The 15,096-nt window shown below is 66.3% G+C and carries 15 protein-coding genes and 1 pseudogene; 11 read left to right on the top strand and 5 right to left on the bottom strand.

Annotated elements, in window-relative coordinates; translation table 11 throughout:
* Together JOZ00_RS17190 and era are read left to right on the top strand one after the other, a co-directional pair.
* The coding region (locus tag JOZ00_RS17190) for a hemolysin family protein (RefSeq protein WP_293345652.1) at positions 1–731 on the top strand (731 nt) is incomplete at its 5' end.
* Positions 724–1,620 carry a GTPase Era gene (era, locus tag JOZ00_RS17185; RefSeq protein WP_293345650.1) on the top strand — a complete coding sequence of 299 codons (897 nt, stop codon included), beginning with the start codon at positions 724–726 and terminating at the stop codon, positions 1,618–1,620. The genes JOZ00_RS17190 and era, both read left to right, overlap by 8 nt.
* Before the next feature lie 61 nt (positions 1,621–1,681).
* On the opposite strand, the pseudogene JOZ00_RS17180 reads toward era, so the two are convergent.
* Together JOZ00_RS17180 and JOZ00_RS17175 are read right to left on the bottom strand one after the other, a co-directional pair.
* Positions 1,682–1,838: pseudogene (locus JOZ00_RS17180) on the bottom strand (ornithine decarboxylase); the annotation flags it as partial.
* Between the two features lie 62 nt (positions 1,839–1,900).
* Positions 1,901–3,391 carry an amidase gene (locus tag JOZ00_RS17175; protein WP_293345648.1) on the bottom strand — a complete coding sequence of 497 codons (1,491 nt, stop codon included), beginning with the start codon at positions 3,389–3,391 and terminating at the stop codon, positions 1,901–1,903.
* A gap of 62 nt (positions 3,392–3,453) precedes the next feature.
* Between JOZ00_RS17175 and recO the strand changes: the two genes are divergently transcribed.
* Genes recO through JOZ00_RS17160 form a run of 3 tightly spaced genes read left to right on the top strand, consistent with a single transcriptional unit; the run spans position 3,454 to position 5,565 of the window.
* A complete protein-coding gene (recO, locus tag JOZ00_RS17170; RefSeq protein WP_293345646.1) occupies positions 3,454–4,251 on the top strand; it encodes a DNA repair protein RecO in 798 nt (265 codons plus the stop codon).
* Between the two features lie 16 nt (positions 4,252–4,267).
* Positions 4,268–5,137: a decaprenyl diphosphate synthase gene (locus JOZ00_RS17165; RefSeq protein ID WP_293345656.1), complete on the top strand. Its 870-nt coding sequence runs from the start codon at positions 4,268–4,270 to the stop codon at positions 5,135–5,137.
* On the top strand, positions 5,137–5,565 hold the full coding sequence (locus JOZ00_RS17160; RefSeq protein ID WP_293345644.1) for a hypothetical protein: 429 nt from the start codon (positions 5,137–5,139) through the stop codon (positions 5,563–5,565). Before JOZ00_RS17165 ends, JOZ00_RS17160 begins: the two co-directional genes overlap by 1 nt.
* 168 nt (positions 5,566–5,733) lie before the next feature.
* Here JOZ00_RS17160 and JOZ00_RS17155 read toward each other — a convergent pair whose 3' ends face one another.
* Positions 5,734–6,126: a Fur family transcriptional regulator gene (locus JOZ00_RS17155; protein ID WP_293345642.1), complete on the bottom strand. Its 393-nt coding sequence runs from the start codon at positions 6,124–6,126 to the stop codon at positions 5,734–5,736.
* A 49-nt stretch (positions 6,127–6,175) separates the two neighbouring features.
* Positions 6,176–6,595, bottom strand: a complete 420-nt coding sequence (locus JOZ00_RS17150; protein ID WP_293345640.1) for a metalloregulator ArsR/SmtB family transcription factor — start codon at positions 6,593–6,595, stop codon at positions 6,176–6,178.
* 190 nt (positions 6,596–6,785) lie between these two features.
* Here JOZ00_RS17150 and JOZ00_RS17145 point away from each other — a divergent pair, with 190 nt between their 5' ends.
* From JOZ00_RS17145 to JOZ00_RS17135, 3 genes are all read left to right on the top strand, one after another.
* Positions 6,786–8,177: a glycine--tRNA ligase gene (locus tag JOZ00_RS17145; RefSeq protein WP_293345638.1), complete on the top strand. Its 1,392-nt coding sequence runs from the start codon at positions 6,786–6,788 to the stop codon at positions 8,175–8,177.
* A gap of 179 nt (positions 8,178–8,356) precedes the next feature.
* Positions 8,357–9,541 carry a PPE family protein gene (locus tag JOZ00_RS17140; protein WP_293345636.1) on the top strand — a complete coding sequence of 395 codons (1,185 nt, stop codon included), beginning with the start codon at positions 8,357–8,359 and terminating at the stop codon, positions 9,539–9,541.
* Positions 9,542–10,013: 472 nt separating this feature from the next.
* Positions 10,014–10,325, top strand: coding sequence for a hypothetical protein (locus JOZ00_RS17135; RefSeq protein WP_293345634.1), 312 nt, complete (start codon positions 10,014–10,016; stop codon positions 10,323–10,325).
* Between the two features lie 72 nt (positions 10,326–10,397).
* Here the strand turns inward: JOZ00_RS17135 and JOZ00_RS17130 are convergent, their stop codons facing one another.
* Positions 10,398–12,383: a TPM domain-containing protein gene (locus JOZ00_RS17130; RefSeq protein WP_293345632.1), complete on the bottom strand. Its 1,986-nt coding sequence runs from the start codon at positions 12,381–12,383 to the stop codon at positions 10,398–10,400.
* Positions 12,384–12,435: 52 nt separating this feature from the next.
* On the opposite strand from JOZ00_RS17130, the gene JOZ00_RS17125 reads away from it, so the two are divergent.
* From JOZ00_RS17125 to JOZ00_RS17115, 3 genes are all read left to right on the top strand, one after another.
* Positions 12,436–13,701: a deoxyguanosinetriphosphate triphosphohydrolase gene (locus JOZ00_RS17125; RefSeq protein ID WP_293345654.1), complete on the top strand. Its 1,266-nt coding sequence runs from the start codon at positions 12,436–12,438 to the stop codon at positions 13,699–13,701.
* Positions 13,702–13,767: 66 nt separating this feature from the next.
* Complete coding sequence (locus JOZ00_RS17120; protein ID WP_293345630.1) at positions 13,768–14,382, top strand: superoxide dismutase family protein; 615 nt, start codon at positions 13,768–13,770, stop codon at positions 14,380–14,382.
* Positions 14,383–14,412: 30 nt separating this feature from the next.
* Positions 14,413–15,096 (top strand): DNA primase (locus tag JOZ00_RS17115; protein WP_293345628.1); only part of this gene is annotated, 684 nt, incomplete at its 3' end.

The following is a 15,096-nucleotide window of genomic DNA, read 5'->3' as shown; positions in this document are numbered from 1 at the left end:
AGCTCGGCGACACCCCCGCCCGCGAGGTGATGGTGCCCCGCACCGAGATGATCTGGATCGAAAGCGACAAGCTGGCCAGCCAGGCGATGAACCTCGCCGTGCGCAGTGGGCACTCCCGCATTCCGGTGATCGGGGAGAACGTCGATGACATCGTCGGGGTTGTATACCTGAAAGACCTTGTTCAACGGGCGTTTTCGTCGGGGGACCGCGGCCGCAGCACCACCGTGGCGCAGGTGATGCGTCCCGCCGTGTTCGTGCCGGATTCCAAGCCCCTGGATGCGCTGCTGCGTGAAATGCAGCGCGACCGCAACCACATGGCGCTTCTCGTCGACGAGTATGGAGCGATAGCCGGCCTGGCCAGTATCGAAGACGTGCTCGAAGAAATCGTGGGTGAAATCGCCGACGAGTACGACGAGGCGGAGACGGCGCCGGTAGAAGATTTGGGCGACAAGCACTTCCGGGTCTCCGCGCGGCTGCCCATCGAAGACGTCGGCGAGTTGTACGGGATGGAGTTCGATGACGATCTCGACGTCGACACCGTGGGGGGCCTGCTCGCACTGGAATTGGGCAGGGTCCCGCTGCCGGGTGCCGAGGTGATTTCGCACGGCTTGCGGCTGCAGGCCGAGGGCGGTCCCGATCATCGCGGGCGGGTCCGGATCGGCACCGTTCTGCTGAGCCCGGTCGAGTCCAACGGTTCGTCCGATGGCGCGGAGGCCGAACGTGATGAGTGAATTCCATTCGGGTTTCGTGTGTTTGGTCGGCCGGCCGAACACGGGCAAGTCGACACTGACCAATGCTCTCGTCGGCACGAAGGTCGCGATCACCTCGAAGCGGCCCCAGACCACCCGGCACACCATTCGCGGGATTGTGCACCGCGACGACTTCCAGATCGTCCTGGTGGACACGCCGGGCCTGCACCGGCCCCGCACGCTGCTGGGCAAGCGGCTTAACGACCTGGTGCGCGACACCTATGGCGAAGTCGACGTGATCGGGCTGTGCATCCCGGCGGACGAGGCGATCGGCCCGGGGGACAGGTGGATCGTCGAGCAGATTCGTTCCACCGCACCGAAGACAACGCTTGTCGCCGTGGTCACCAAGATCGACAAGGTGCCCAAAGACCGGGTGGCCGCGCAGCTGGTCGCGGTCAGCGAGCTGGTCGGGGATGCCGAGATCGTGCCGGTGTCGGCCGCGACCGGCGCCCAGGTCGACATCCTGATCGACGTGCTGGCCGCGGCGCTGCCCGTCGGACCGGCGTACTACCCCGACGGTGAGCTGACCGACGAGCCCGAAGAGGTTTTGATGGCCGAGCTGATTCGCGAGGCCGCCCTCGAAGGGGTCCGGGACGAGCTTCCGCATTCGCTGGCCGTGGTCATCGATGAGGTCAATCCGCGGGAGGACCGCGACGACCTCGTCGACGTGCATGCGCTGCTCTACGTCGAGCGGGACAGCCAGAAGGGCATCATCATCGGAAAGGGTGGTGCCCGGCTACGAGAGGTAGGCACCGCGGCGCGCGGCCAGATCGAGAAGTTGCTGGGCACCAAGGTTTACCTGGACCTGCGGGTCAAGGTCGCCAAAAACTGGCAGAGTGACCCCAAACAGCTTGGCCGATTAGGGTTTTAGTGCGCGACGTTTCCCGTGTCTGCTTGATTTGTCGCAACCGCTGGCCGCTTGGCAGGACCAGTCACGCGAGGACTCGGACGGTCTGCAGATCCGCCGGGTCGGGCAGGTTCATGCCTGCGCTCAAGCCAGAGCAAAGGTATTCCAGCACAGCGTCATTGAGTCGTTCGCCGAGAACGACGGCCGGAATGCCGGGTATAAGGAGTGATTTGCTCCGCGGCGGATTGATCCATCACGAATGGATACCCCGGTCGTTAGGTACAAACGCGCGGCCGGACCCAGGTCAGGAGCCGATCGCGGGCGACGAGGGAGCGTCGGCGCCCTGGTTCCACCACACTTTGGGCTGCTTGCTCGCCCACCCGCAGACGGCCTCCAACTCGGCGGCCAACGAGATCAGCATGCCCTCGCTGTTGGCCGGACCCATCAGTTGCACGCCGATCGGCAGGCCCTCGGAGGTGAACCCCGCCGGAACGTTGACGGACGGCCAGCCCAGCACGTTCCACGGCCACGTCACCGGGCACGCGGCGATCATCGTCCGGTCGGTGCCCAGCCCGCCCAGGCGGTCGAAGGCGCGGGCCAACGGCGGTGGTTGGGCGGTCGTCGGGGCCAGCACGACATCGACGATGTCGAAGATGGAACCGACCCGATACTGAGCCTCGGCTTCGTGCCGGCGGGCGCTGCGCAGAATCGCCTGCCCCAGAACGGCGCCCATGCGCAGATTGGCCATCGTGCGGGGGTCCAGGATGACCCCGTCGCCCAGCCGCTCCTCCCAGTCCCGCAACCCGGCGGTGGACCTGGCGAGGAAGTCCCACGACAGCCGCAGGCCGTAATCGGGGTTGCCGGAAACCACTGTGTGGCCGAGCAATTCGAGTTGTTTGCCCACCGCTCGCGTCGCGGCCAGAATCTCGGGGTGCAGCTTGGCTCGAAAACCGGTGTAGGGGAACCGCGTTGACAACGCGATGTTCAGCGGACCCGGCGCCTTGCCGACATAGTCGGCCACCGTCACCGGGGGCGGCTTGTGCCGGTCGCCCTCGACGTTGCCCGAGGCGGCGTCGAGCACCAGCGCGGCGTCGGCCACCGTGCGGGCCAACACGCCGTTGACGGTGATGCCGTTGAACGCCTCCGGAAGCGGCCACGTGGAGATGCGGCCGCGTTGCGGCTTGACGCCCACCAGGTGCGTCCAGGCGGCGGGGATCCGGACGCTGCCCGCGCCATCGGACCCGATCGCCGCGGAGACCAGGCCGGCGGCCACGGCGGCGGCGCTACCGCCCGACGATCCGCCCGGCGTGTGCCGCCGCGACCAGGGGTTGCGCGTATGTCCGAAACCCGGCCCGCTGGTGAACGGCCATTGGCCCAATTCACAGGTGTTGGTCTTGCCGACGATCACCGCGCCGGCCGCCTTCAGGCGGCGCACCACCTCGGCGTCGTGGGTGGCGGGCGGGACGTATCCCTCCGTCCCGAAGGCGGTGGGCACGCCAGCAACGTCGACGTCGTCCTTGATCGCGATCGGGATGCCGAGCAGTGGCGCGGTGTCCCCGGCGGCGCGTCGCCGGTCGGCCTCCACCGCGTCGGCCAGTGCCGACTCGCTCAGCACCACCCGGAAGGCGTTCAAAGTGGGCTGGCTGGCGTTGATGGCCTGGAGGGATCGGCGGACCAATGTGACCGACGTCACCGAGTGGTTGGCGAGCTGATACAGCAGGTCAGTCAGCGTGGGCAGGCGCTGGCTGCCGGATCCGAAAGTGGGGCCGGAACCGGACCCAGAAGCGCCAATCACGGAGTAGGAGACTAATCGGCGCGGATACCAGCGATGTCGCGGCGGGGTGCAAAACTATGGATATGCGGCTGTATCGAGACCGGGCAGTTGTGTTGCGCCAGCACAAGCTCGGCGAGGCCGACCGAATCGTGACCCTGTTGACCCGGGACCACGGGCTGGTCCGCGCGGTGGCCAAGGGCGTTCGTCGCACCCGTAGCAAATTCGGCGCGCGGCTGGAGCCTTTCGCGCACATCGATGCGCAACTGCACCCCGGCCGCAACCTCGACATCGTCACCCAGGTCGTCTCGATCGACGCGTTCGCCACCGACATCGTCAATGACTACGGCCGCTACACCTGTGGATGCGCGATGCTGGAAACCGCCGAACGCCTCGCCGGTGAGGAGCGGGCACCCGCCCCGGCGCTGCACCGGCTCACGGTGAGCGCGCTGCGAGCGGTGGCTGACGGCCACCGGTCCCGGGACCTGCTGCTGGACGCCTACCTGCTGCGCGCCATGGGCATCGCCGGATGGGCACCGTCGCTGACCGAGTGCGCCCGGTGCGCCACCCCCGGCCCGCATCGGGCGTTTCACATCGCCGCCGGCGGCAGCGTCTGCCCGCATTGCCGCCCGGCCGGTTCGACCACACCGCCACCCGGGGTGCTGGACCTGATGTGCGCGCTACACGACGGCGATTGGGAGTTCGCCGACAACGCGCCGCAATCGCACCGCAGCTACGTCAGCGGGTTGGTGGCCGCACACCTGCAATGGCATCTGGAACGACAGCTCAAAACGTTGCCGCTGGTGGAACGGACGTATCACGTCGACCGCACCATCGCCGAACGGCGCGCAGCGCTGATCGGGCAGGATATGGACTGTGGCTAAGAACCACGAGCACGCGCTGACGTCCACCGACTTCCCGCAATTGCCGCCGGCGCCCGAGGACTATCCGACCTTTCCCGACAAGTCGACCTGGCCCGTCGTCTTCCCGGAGCTGCCGCCGTCGCGCGACGGCGGTCCGCGCCGCCCGCCCCAACATCCGTCCAAGGCTGCGGCGCCGCGGATTCCGGCCGACCGACTGCCCAACCATGTCGCCATCGTGATGGACGGCAACGGGCGCTGGGCTACCCAACAGGGGTTGCGCCGCACCGACGGACATCAGGCGGGTGAGGCGGTGGTGATCGACATCGTCTGCGGCGCAATCGAACTCGGGATCAAGTGGCTCAGCCTCTATGCTTTTTCCACGGAGAACTGGAAGCGTTCGCCCGATGAGGTCCGCTTCCTGATGGGCTTCAATCGCGACGTGGTGCGCATGCGGCGGGTCAACCTCAATACCATCGGGGTCAACATCCGGTGGGTCGGTTCGCGGCCGCGGTTGTGGCGCAGCGTCATCAACGAATTGGCGATCGCGGAGGAGATGACGAAGGGCAACGACGTCATCACCGTCAACTACTGCGTGAACTACGGTGGTCGCGCCGAGATCGCGGAATCAACAAAGGAAATCGCGCGGTTGGCCGCCGCAGGTCGGCTGAACCCGGAGCGCATCACCGAGTCGACCGTCGCGCATCACCTGCAGCGACCCGACATCCCCGACGTCGACCTTTTCCTGCGGACCTCGGGGGAGCAGCGGTCCAGCAATTTCATGTTGTGGCAGGCGGCTTACGCCGAGTTCATCTTCCAGGACAAGTTGTGGCCCGACTACGACCGGCGCGACTTGTGGGCCGCCTGCGAGGAATACGCTTCCCGCAACCGAAGATTCGGGAGCGCATAATGCCGTCTTTGCAAGAGCGTCTCGCGTCGGTACTCGGCGACGTCCTGCCGGTCGACGAGGAACCCGACGGCGCGCTGACCGTCCGCCACGGCGGCACCATCGCGTCGTTACGGGTGGTGGCCATCGTCGAGAACCTCGATTTGGTATCGCTCACCCAGGTATTAGCGTGGGATCTGCCGCTGTCCAAGAAGATCAGCGATCAGGTAGCCAAGCTGGCGCGCGACAGCAACTTCGGCAGCGTCACGTTGACCGAGAAGGTCAATGAGAAAGCGGTGCAGCGTAATTCGGGCAGGGGCGCGGCAAAGAGCGCCGACGTGATGCTGCGTTACAACTTCCCCGGGGGCGGCCTGACCGATGACGCCTTGCGCACCATGATTCTGCTGGTGCTCGACGCGGGCGCTGACATACGTCAGAAGCTGGTGCCCTGAGCCCGTTAACCGCCGAGTGTGCAGCGAGCTTCACACTCGATGCCGGCGGTGCGGCCAGCCGCACCGCGCGCTGATCGGCTGAGCCAAAATCAGGTTGCCCAGCGTGAAGCTACTTTCACGTTGGACCGCGAACGTGAACCTATCTTCACACTCGGCACAGCGGCCGGCTCAGGCCCCGCAGTCTGAACAGGTGCCGAAGATCTCGATGGTGTGGCTGACGTCGGAGTAGCCGTGCTTGGCGGCCACCGCCGCCGCCCACTCCTCGACCTCGTGATCGCCCACCTCGATCGTGGAACCGCAACTGCGGCATACCAGATGGTGGTGATGGTGCTCCGAGCACCTGCGGTAGACCGACTCGCCGGTGTCGGTGCGCAGCATGTCGACCATTCCCGCCGCGGCCATCGACTGCAGTGTCCGGTAGACGGTCGTCAGCCCGATGTTCTCGCCGCGACGGCGCAACTCGTCGTGCATCTCTTGGGCCGAGCGGAAGTCGTCGAGCGTGTCCAAGAGGGCCGAAATCGCCGCCCGCTGCCGGGTGGATCGAACACTGGCTCCATTCATCGGCGCCCCTCCTCCTCATCGCTGCGCTCTGCTTCGTCGACGGCGCGGGTCATTCAATGCCCTCGCTCGCGTGCGCAACCGCATCGACGACGATATGCGCGAGGTGGTGGTCGGCCAGCCGGTAAAGCACTTCGCGGCCGGACCGCTCCCCGGTGACGACGCCGGCGGCCTTGAGGATCTTCAGATGCTGGCTGACCAGTGGCTGCGGGACGTTGAGCGCGTCGACCAGCTCGTGCACGCAGCGGTGCGACTCCCGCAATTGCAGCACGATCGCGATCCGCACCGGCGCGGCGAGCGCCCGCAGCAACTCACCGGCGGCGTCCAGGATCTCCCGCGACGGCGGGACCGGGTAGTCGACGAGTCCGGAGTGCCCACCGGCGTCGGGTCCACCATGCTCGTGCGGCATCACGCTGAGGTCCGAGTCGATGTCGCCATCGGCGGCGGTAGGGGTTGAGGGAGACATCGCCATGGGAGAGAGACATCACCTCGAAAGTGCCAGGTAGTGGAATGTGTACGCCGCGAGCTGTTGCGATCGGCTGCCTTCCACTGTCACATGCATGATGACGCATGTCAAAGACCACGGCGTCGATCGCTACCATGACTGGTGCTCTGCGCACTGCGGTTGACCGCCGCAAGTACCCGCCAAACCCGGAAAGGGAGTGCACCGCCCCGTGGCGTCCGTCATCGACACCGTTGTAAACCTGGCCAAGCGGCGGGGCTTCGTGTTTCCCTCGGGCGAGATCTACGGCGGCACCAAGTCGGCCTGGGATTACGGCCCGCTGGGCGTGGAACTCAAGGAGAACATCAAACGGCAGTGGTGGCGCGCGGTCGTCACCGGCCGCGACGACGTCGTCGGCCTCGACTCGTCGATCATCCTGCCGCGGCAGGTCTGGGTGGCCTCCGGCCACGTCGAGGTCTTCCACGACCCGCTGGTCGAGTCGTTGATCACCCACAAGCGCTACCGCGCCGACCACCTGATCGAGGCCTACGAAGCCAAGCATGGTCATCCGCCGCCCAACGGGCTGGCCGACATCCGCGACCCCGACACCGGCGAGCCCGGCCAATGGACCGAGCCACGCGAGTTCAACATGATGCTCAAGACCTATCTCGGCCCCATCGAGACCGAGGAAGGCCTGCACTACCTACGTCCGGAGACCGCGCAGGGCATCTTCGTGAACTTCGCCAACGTCGTCACGACCGCTCGGCGCAAGCCGCCCTTCGGCATCGGCCAGATCGGCAAGAGTTTCCGCAACGAGATCACTCCGGGCAACTTCATTTTCCGAACTCGCGAATTCGAGCAAATGGAAATGGAGTTCTTCGTCGAGCCGTCGACCGCGAAAGAATGGCACCAGTATTGGATCGACACCCGACACGAGTGGTATGTCGAGTTGGGCATCAACCCCGACAATCTGCGGCTATTCGAGCACCCGGCCGACAAGCTTTCGCACTACTCCGACCGCACCGTCGACATCGAGTACAAGTTCGGCTTCGTCGGCAACCCGTGGGGTGAGCTGGAGGGTGTCGCCAACCGGACCGACTTCGACTTGTCAACGCACGCAAAGCATTCCGGTGTCGACCTGTCGTTCTACGACCAGGTCGCCGATACTCGTTACACGCCTTACGTGATCGAGCCGGCGGCCGGTCTGACGCGGTCGTTCATGGCTTTCTTGATCGACGCGTACACCGAGGACGAGGCTCCGAACGCCAAGGGCGGGATGGACAAACGGACCCTGCTTCGGCTGGACCCACGACTGGCACCGGTCAAGGCCGCGGTCCTGCCGCTGTCCCGGCACGCCGACCTGAGTCCCAAGGCGCGAGATCTGGCCGCCGAATTGCGTCGGAATTGGAATATCGATTTCGATGATGCCGGTGCCATTGGGCGACGTTATCGGCGCCAGGATGAGATCGGGACGCCATTCTGTGTGACGGTGGATTTCGACTCCCTCGAGGACAACGCCGTGACGGTGCGTCAGCGCGACGACATGACGCAGGAGCGGGTCGCGATGGATGCCGTAACGGATTATCTGGCGGTCCGGCTCAAGGGCTGCTAACCGGCGCGACGAATGGCCGAGCCCGGATTTCTGGGTTAAGGTTTGCAAAAAGTTCGGGATTTCGTATTGCGTCTGCTTTAGGCTCGGGCATTGGGCGTTCGGAGCAGGCGGCAGCGGGTGGTTGTCGGGCTACGGGGGTTCGGGAGCCGTATTGACTCCGTCGGTTGGTTGAGGATCCGATGATTCCTGCTTTTGCGTTCCTTCCTCCCGAGATCAATTCTGCGTTGATAGCCAGCGGCTCCGGGTCCGGTCCGCTGTTCATGGCGGCGGCCGCCTGGGATGCGTTGGCGGCGGAACTCTCGGGCGCAGCGTCGTCGTTCAATGCCGTGGTTCTGGATTTGACCGGTGGCGCGTGGTCGGGTCCGTCGTCGGCCGCGATGATGGCCGCGGCGGCGCCGTATGTGGCGTGGTTGCACGGGGTGGCAGCGCACGCCGAAATTACCGCCGGACAGGCTCGGGCGGCGGCGTTCGCGTATGAAATGGCGCTGGCGGCCACGGTGCCGCTGCCCTCGGTGTATGCGAACCGCGCTCAGTTGGTGGCGCTGATCGCTACGAACTTCTTGGGTCAGAACACGGCGGCGATTGCGGCGACTGAGCTCGAGTACCTGGAAATGTGGGCTCAGGATGTGGCGGCCATGCTCGGCTACCACGTCGGGACCACGTCGGTGGCGGCGACATTGCCGACGTTCAGCCCGCCCCCGACGACCCTGGCGGGCAGCTTGATGGGGCTGATCACGGCGCCGTTGGCGAACATCTTGTCCCAGTTGCTCAGCATGCTGGGCCCGCTGGGGACCAGCATCGCCACGGAGTTCCAGTCGTTCTTCGCTGCCCTCTCACCGTTGACGACATTGCTTACCTCCACGCCCGTGACGACCGCGATGTCGGTCGCCCAGATCGGGATGTACCCCGCGACCGCGCTGATCTCGCCGATGATGGCGCTGGCCCAAACTGCGGGGCAGGGGGCTCCGATGGTGGCCGGTGCCACCAACCTGGCCGTTGATGTCCCCAGCGTCGCTCCCAGCGCCGTTCCGATGACCCCGCCCGTGGCCGGCTTCGGAGTCGCCTCGGCGGGGTTGGGTCAAGCGCGGTGGGTGGGTGCGATCTCGGTGCCACCGACGTGGCAGGGCGCAATGCCTGCGCCTGTGGCGGGCACAGCGATATCGGTTCTCGGCGCTCCAATCCCGACGATGGCAGCGACGTCCGGGTCGTCGGGGTCCTCGGGAAGCATGCGAGCGATGCCGATGCCGGTGAAGGCCAAAGAAGATCAGGGCGACAATTCCGCCGCGGAGAAGCGGCGCGGCGGGCCACGCCCTGCCGTGGTGCGTTCGCGGCCCAAAGTCGTGCCGCGATCCGGCGCCAAATAACGCGGAAGTATTCGTGTCGCGGTGCGCTACCGCAGCTTTGGTCCCGGCCGCGCGGAACGGCCCCGAAACTCGTATCCATAAAGCCGAATTCGGGCGAGCCGGCATGGTGCGGAACCCCTGTCGCCCCGACCAAATGCACGAATGAGTTACGAAAGCATGAATTTCGGTATGCTGCGTCGCGTAAGCCCCGCAGCCGGAAATCCGACAGGCCACTCCGCCCGTTCCCTTGGTGGCGCGGACACCGACTGATGTAAATCGTTGTCCCGCAATATTGTTAGGCCCCGTGGGACTATCACAAGCGCTGGGCGGTTATCGGGTCGCGGTCTCCGCACGCACTTGGAACATCTGCTTAACAAAGTCAAAACCGGCATTTTCCTTCAAATATCTTCATATTGGCTTACGATAAGCACCGCTAGGTTCTTCCGAGTTCGCCACAGCGTCCGAACGTACACGGGCTGTGGAAGGGGGCGGCATGCTTTTGCCTCTTGGTTCACCGTTGCCTGACGATGCCGAGGTATCGGCGATTCGTGGTGAGTCGGGCCTGCTCGGTGGCTTATCCGTCCCGCTCATTTGGGGCGTGGTCGTTCCGCCGGACGATTACGACCACTGGGCGCCGAAGCCCGAAGAGGGCACTGATGCGGCCGCTGCGACGACCGAAGCATCCAACCCCGCTCCTGCTGCCGAGGGTGGCAGTGAATGGGGCGGCTGGGCAGGCGAAGCCGAACCCCGTTTCGAGATGCCGCGGATCGTGCGAGTGGTACCGCATTCCCCGGCGGCGGGCTAGCTACAGCCATATATACAGCGACGTTTGTGCATTTTGCGCGCGCAAAGTCGCCCAATCCTTCAGTGCGGCAGTCTAAAACCGCCCGCCGCCACCCATCAGGCCGCCGTGGGACGACCTCGGAGAACCGCCGAACGAGGTGGGGCTCCATCCCCCGAGTCCCCCGCGGATGCCGCCCCGAAGCAGGTCGTTGATGATGAGCCCGCCGATCATCGCGCCGGCGTCGCCGCCTCCGCGGCTTGCATAGGCGCGCTGGGCCTGCTGCACGTCCACATTCGCCAGCGCCTGCGCATTGGCGGCCAGCGTCGACGCGGCGTTGGCGTGCGCGATCGCTTCGGTCGGCTGGGCCGACTTCTTGTCCCGCGCGGCCTGCAGGTGCCGTTTGGCTTCGGCAAGGCGGGTCCGGGCCTCGGCTCCGATGCTGCCGCGACGAGTGTCGATGTAATCGGAGACGCCGCGCACTCGCGACTCCGCGGTGAACAGCGCCTGTTCCAGTGAGCGGCTGAGCTGCTCCGCATTCGCCTGTTCCTGGGCAACGGCGGCCAGCACCTGATTGAGGTCGGCGTCGGCCTTAGTGAGCCGCGAAAATGCGCCGAGCGGATCTGCGTGAGCGTCGACGCGGCTCCTGGCGATGGCTCGGTTCGCCGCTTCGCGCGCCGCGGTCAGTTCCGCGGTGTGACCCGAGGCGGTGGTCCGCGTCTTTTGCAACTGTTCGTCCGCGCGCTTGACGTTCGCTTGAATGTCGTCGATCACCGACGGCAGTGCGGCGAGCGCGTGGTTGATGTCGTTGGCCGCGTTGTCGATCGCATCCAGCAGCGCCCCGGCCTGGCCGAGCGCCGACTCGGCGGACCGGATCGCGTCCACCAACGGCGACTGTTGCCCGCGCTGCACGACGGCGGTCAGCGCGCGGGCGGAGCTGATGTTGCGGTCCGCGAACGCCAACCTCTCATTGGCGCTGCCGATGTTGCCGGACACCGAAGTCAGAGCCGTGGCCTCGAATTCGTTGCCCAGCTCGGCCAGTCGCTGTTGGGCCGGGGCGATACGACTGGTCAGTTCGACATATTGTCCGGTAAACGCGTCAAGCCGCGACGAGGCGTTGAGCACCAGGTCTCGCAGTTTGTCGAATGCCTCGCGCTGTGATTCGAGTTCGCGGTCGGCGCCAGCCGCTGACACGACCACCCGGGTCAGCAGCTCGCGTTGCTGCGCCGGCGTCTCGGGCGTGCTGTCGTCCAGCTGGTGGCGAACGTTAAACGCTTGTGAGAGAGCCGCTTTGGCGTTATCCACGGCTTTGGTGAAGGGTTGCGTGCGCTCGTCTCCAAACTCATCGATCGCCAGCGTCAGCTCGTTGGCGCTGGTGCGCACCGCGTTGTCGACCTCGACCACCATCGATCGCGACAGGTCGTCGAGGGCCTCGAGTGGGACGGCGGCCAGCGCCGCGGCGTCGGTGGGGTCGACCTGCCGCGCCGCGGCCAAGGCGGCGGCGCGCCGTCGCTTGCGGCGATAACGCATGACCAGCAGGAGAATCACCACCGCGATGGCGATGGCGCCCAGTGCGAGTAGCAGGAATACGCGGCCCGACGTCGGCGGCGGTGCGTTGAGCCCATCGGCCGCCGCGACCGCGGCACCGCTCCAGTCGCCGTTGTGCAGCGCGGGTTCGATCTTGGTGCGACGCAGTCGATCAACCTGGGCCGCGGTGACACCCCTGACCGCGGACGGAACCAAGAAGGCGTATGCGCGGTCGGTGGTCGACACCGCCAGTATCGCGTCGTAGTCGCCCAAGTCGCTTTCGCTCCTGGTGCGTCTTGCCCAGCCCTCCGCGCCCTGCCCGGAGAAGCTGTCGACGTAGACGACCCACAGCCGGATGTGGCGATCGGCGTAGAGCTTGTCGTTGGCGGATCTCACCGCGGCGCGACCGGAAACCGAGAGGACATTCGCGTTGTCGGTGACCTGATCCGGCAGCCGGAACGGCGGTTGCGCGTCGGCGGGCGGTGCCAGCAGCAGGCCCCCGCCCAGACCTGTGAGGATGACCAGGATCGCGCTAAGCAGGCGAGCATTGCGCATAGGTCAATGTAGCCCGCTTTCCCTGGCAGACTGTGCTGCGGTGAATGAGAAGGTGAGCACGAATCAGTTCGACCCCTACGACGACTTCGACCGTCAGCGTCGCGTCCACGAGGCACCGAAGACGGCGGGTCTGCCGGGCACGGAAGGGCAGCACCGCACCGACTTCGCCCGGGACCGCGCCCGGGTGCTGCACAGCGCCGCCCTGCGTCGACTGGCCGACAAAACGCAGGTGGTCGGACCCCGCGAAGGCGACACCCCGCGCACCCGGTTGACGCACTCGTTGGAGGTCGCCCAGATCGGGCGCGGAATGGCTATCGGGTTGGGCTGCGACCTCGATCTCGTCGAATTGGCCGGCCTCGCCCACGACATCGGGCACCCGCCGTACGGACATAACGGCGAACACGCGCTCGATGAGGTCGCCGAAATGTACGGCGGTTTCGAGGGCAACGCGCAGAACTTCAGGATTCTGACCAGCCTCGAGCCCAAAGTGCTTGACGAGCAAGGCAATAGCGCGGGGCTGAACCTGACTCGCGCATCGCTGGACGCGGTCACCAAATACCCGTGGACGCGCGGTGACGCCAAGCGCAAGTTCGGGTTCTACGAGGAGGACCGCGAGCAGGCGGCCTGGGTTCGCGACCGCGCGCCGGAAGGCCGGATGTGCCTGGAAGCGCAGGTGATGGATTGGGCCGACGATGTCGCGTATTCGGTGCACGACGTCGAGGACGGCGTCGTTTCGCAACGCATCGACCTACGGGTGCTTGCCGACGACGACGAGGCGGCGGCGCTGGCCAGCCTGGGGGAGAGCGAGTTCTCCCGAGTGAGCGCCGACGATTTCATGGCCGCCGCGAAGCGGCTGTCGGGCCTGCCGGTGGTCGCCGCGGTCGGCAAATACGACGCCACGCTGGCGGCCGCGGTCGCGCTCAAACAATTGACCAGCGAGCTGGTGGGCAGGTTCGCCTCGGCCGCCATCGCCACCACGCGTGCGGTGGCCGGTCCCTGGCCGCTGGTCCGTTTCCGGGCCGACCTGCAGGTGCCCGATCTGGTTCGCGCCGAGGTCGCGTTGCTGAAAATCCTGGCGCTGCAATTCATCATGTCCGATCCACGCCATCAGGAAACCCAGGCCGGGCAGCGCGAGCGGATCCACCGGGTGGCGCGCTGGATGTACGCCGGGGCGCCGGGAACACTCGACCCGATCTTCGCCGCGGCGTTCACCACCGCGGCCGACGACCGCGCCCGGCTGCGGGTGATCGTCGACCAGATCGCCTCGTACACCGAGGGTCGGCTCGAGCGCGTCGACGCCCACCAAGCCAATGTTTAGCGGCTACTTGGCCATAAGTCGTCACACCCGGACGGTGCGTCGCGATCGGGGGTTAGGCTCCGGAGCATGATGAAATTCACCGGCATTGCCAGCCTTCTGGTGGGGCTTCCCGTTGTCGCGGTGACCGCATGCAGCTCGCCTCAGCACGCGAGCAGCCAATCGGGCACCAACCCTCCGGTGAAAAGCGCCGCGCCGTCGTCGTCCGGCGAGACGACCAGCGCGGCACCCACTGGCCAGTCGCTCACCGCGCAACTGAAGGCGCCCGATGGCCGCGACGTGGCCACAGCCACCTTCGATTTCACCGGCGGTTATGTCACCGTCACGGTCAAGACGGTCGCCGGGGGAATCCTGGCGCCGGGCTTCCACGGCATGCACATCCACGAGATCGGCAAGTGCGAGCCCAACTCGGTTGCCCCCGCCGGCGGTCCGCCCGGGAACTTCTTGTCCGCGGGCGGCCACTTCCAAGCACCCGGACATACCGGCAAGCCCGAAAGCGGTGACCTGACGTCGCTCGAGGTGCGTTCGGACGGCTCGGCTTACCTGGTGACCACCACCGACGCGTTCAACAGGGACATGCTGCTGGGCGGAAACAAGACCGCTTTGATGCTGCACGGCCCCGACAACGGCGACATGGTGGCGGCGATGGACCGGGTCGCATGCGGCGTGATCGGAACGGGTTAGCCGACCAGTTCGGCGCTTTAGACTGAATCGATGTCAAGCCCGGCAAGTTCATGGGAGGGCCGCCCGCGCGGGGGCGATGGTGACGGCCGCCCACGGGGACGGGGCCGCATTCCGGATCGCGACATCGCGACCATCCGCGAGCGGGTGAACATCGAGGAAGTTGTCGGCGATTACGTCCAACTGCGGCGCGCGGGTGCCGATTCGCTCAAGGGTCTGTGCCCGTTTCACGACGAGAAGTCGCCGTCGTTTCACGTCCGCCCCAACCACGGCCACTTCCATTGCTTCGGTTGTGGCGAAGGCGGCGACGTGTACGCGTTCGTCCAGAAGATCGAACACGTCAGCTTTGTCGAGGCGGTCGAACTGCTCGCCGACCGCATCGGCCACACGATCGCGTACACCGGCGCCGCGGCCACCAACGTGCAGCGCGATCGCGGCAGCCGAAGCAGGCTCATCGCGGCCAACGCCGCCGCGGCGGAGTTCTACGCGGCGGCATTGGAGTCCGACGAGGCGGCACCGGCCCGGCAGTATCTGAAGGAACGCCATTTCGACGCCGAGGCGGCTCGGCGGTTCGGCTGCGGATTCGCGCCGTCGGGCTGGGAGAAGCTGACAAAACACTTGTTGCGCAAGGGCTTTGAGTTCAAGGAGCTGGAAGCTGCCGGCCTTTCCAAGGAGGGGCGCCGCGGCCCGATGGACCGCTTCCACCGCAGGCTGCTG

Source organism: Mycobacterium sp. (assembly GCF_019243155.1).
In the GTDB taxonomy this organism is placed as follows: Bacteria; Actinomycetota; Actinomycetes; order Mycobacteriales; family Mycobacteriaceae; genus Mycobacterium.
The sequence above is the reverse complement of the archived record's forward strand: the minus strand, read 5'-3'. Positions and strand labels throughout refer to the sequence as shown.

What these genes read in the sequence shown, in the direction of transcription:
- era (WP_293345650.1), top strand. Translation starts at nt 724, where the DNA reads ATGAGTGAATTCCATTCGGGTTTCGTGTGTTTGGTCGGCCGGCCGAAC.
- recO (WP_293345646.1), top strand. Translation starts at nt 3,454, where the DNA reads ATGCGGCTGTATCGAGACCGGGCAGTTGTGTTGCGCCAGCACAAGCTC.
- JOZ00_RS17160 (WP_293345644.1), top strand. Translation starts at nt 5,137, where the DNA reads ATGCCGTCTTTGCAAGAGCGTCTCGCGTCGGTACTCGGCGACGTCCTG.
- JOZ00_RS17155 (WP_293345642.1), bottom strand. Translation starts at nt 6,126, where the DNA reads ATGAATGGAGCCAGTGTTCGATCCACCCGGCAGCGGGCGGCGATTTCG.
- JOZ00_RS17150 (WP_293345640.1), bottom strand. Translation starts at nt 6,595, where the DNA reads ATGGCGATGTCTCCCTCAACCCCTACCGCCGCCGATGGCGACATCGAC.
- JOZ00_RS17140 (WP_293345636.1), top strand. Translation starts at nt 8,357, where the DNA reads ATGATTCCTGCTTTTGCGTTCCTTCCTCCCGAGATCAATTCTGCGTTG.
- JOZ00_RS17135 (WP_293345634.1), top strand. Translation starts at nt 10,014, where the DNA reads ATGCTTTTGCCTCTTGGTTCACCGTTGCCTGACGATGCCGAGGTATCG.
- JOZ00_RS17130 (WP_293345632.1), bottom strand. Translation starts at nt 12,383, where the DNA reads ATGCGCAATGCTCGCCTGCTTAGCGCGATCCTGGTCATCCTCACAGGT.
- JOZ00_RS17120 (WP_293345630.1), top strand. Translation starts at nt 13,768, where the DNA reads ATGATGAAATTCACCGGCATTGCCAGCCTTCTGGTGGGGCTTCCCGTT.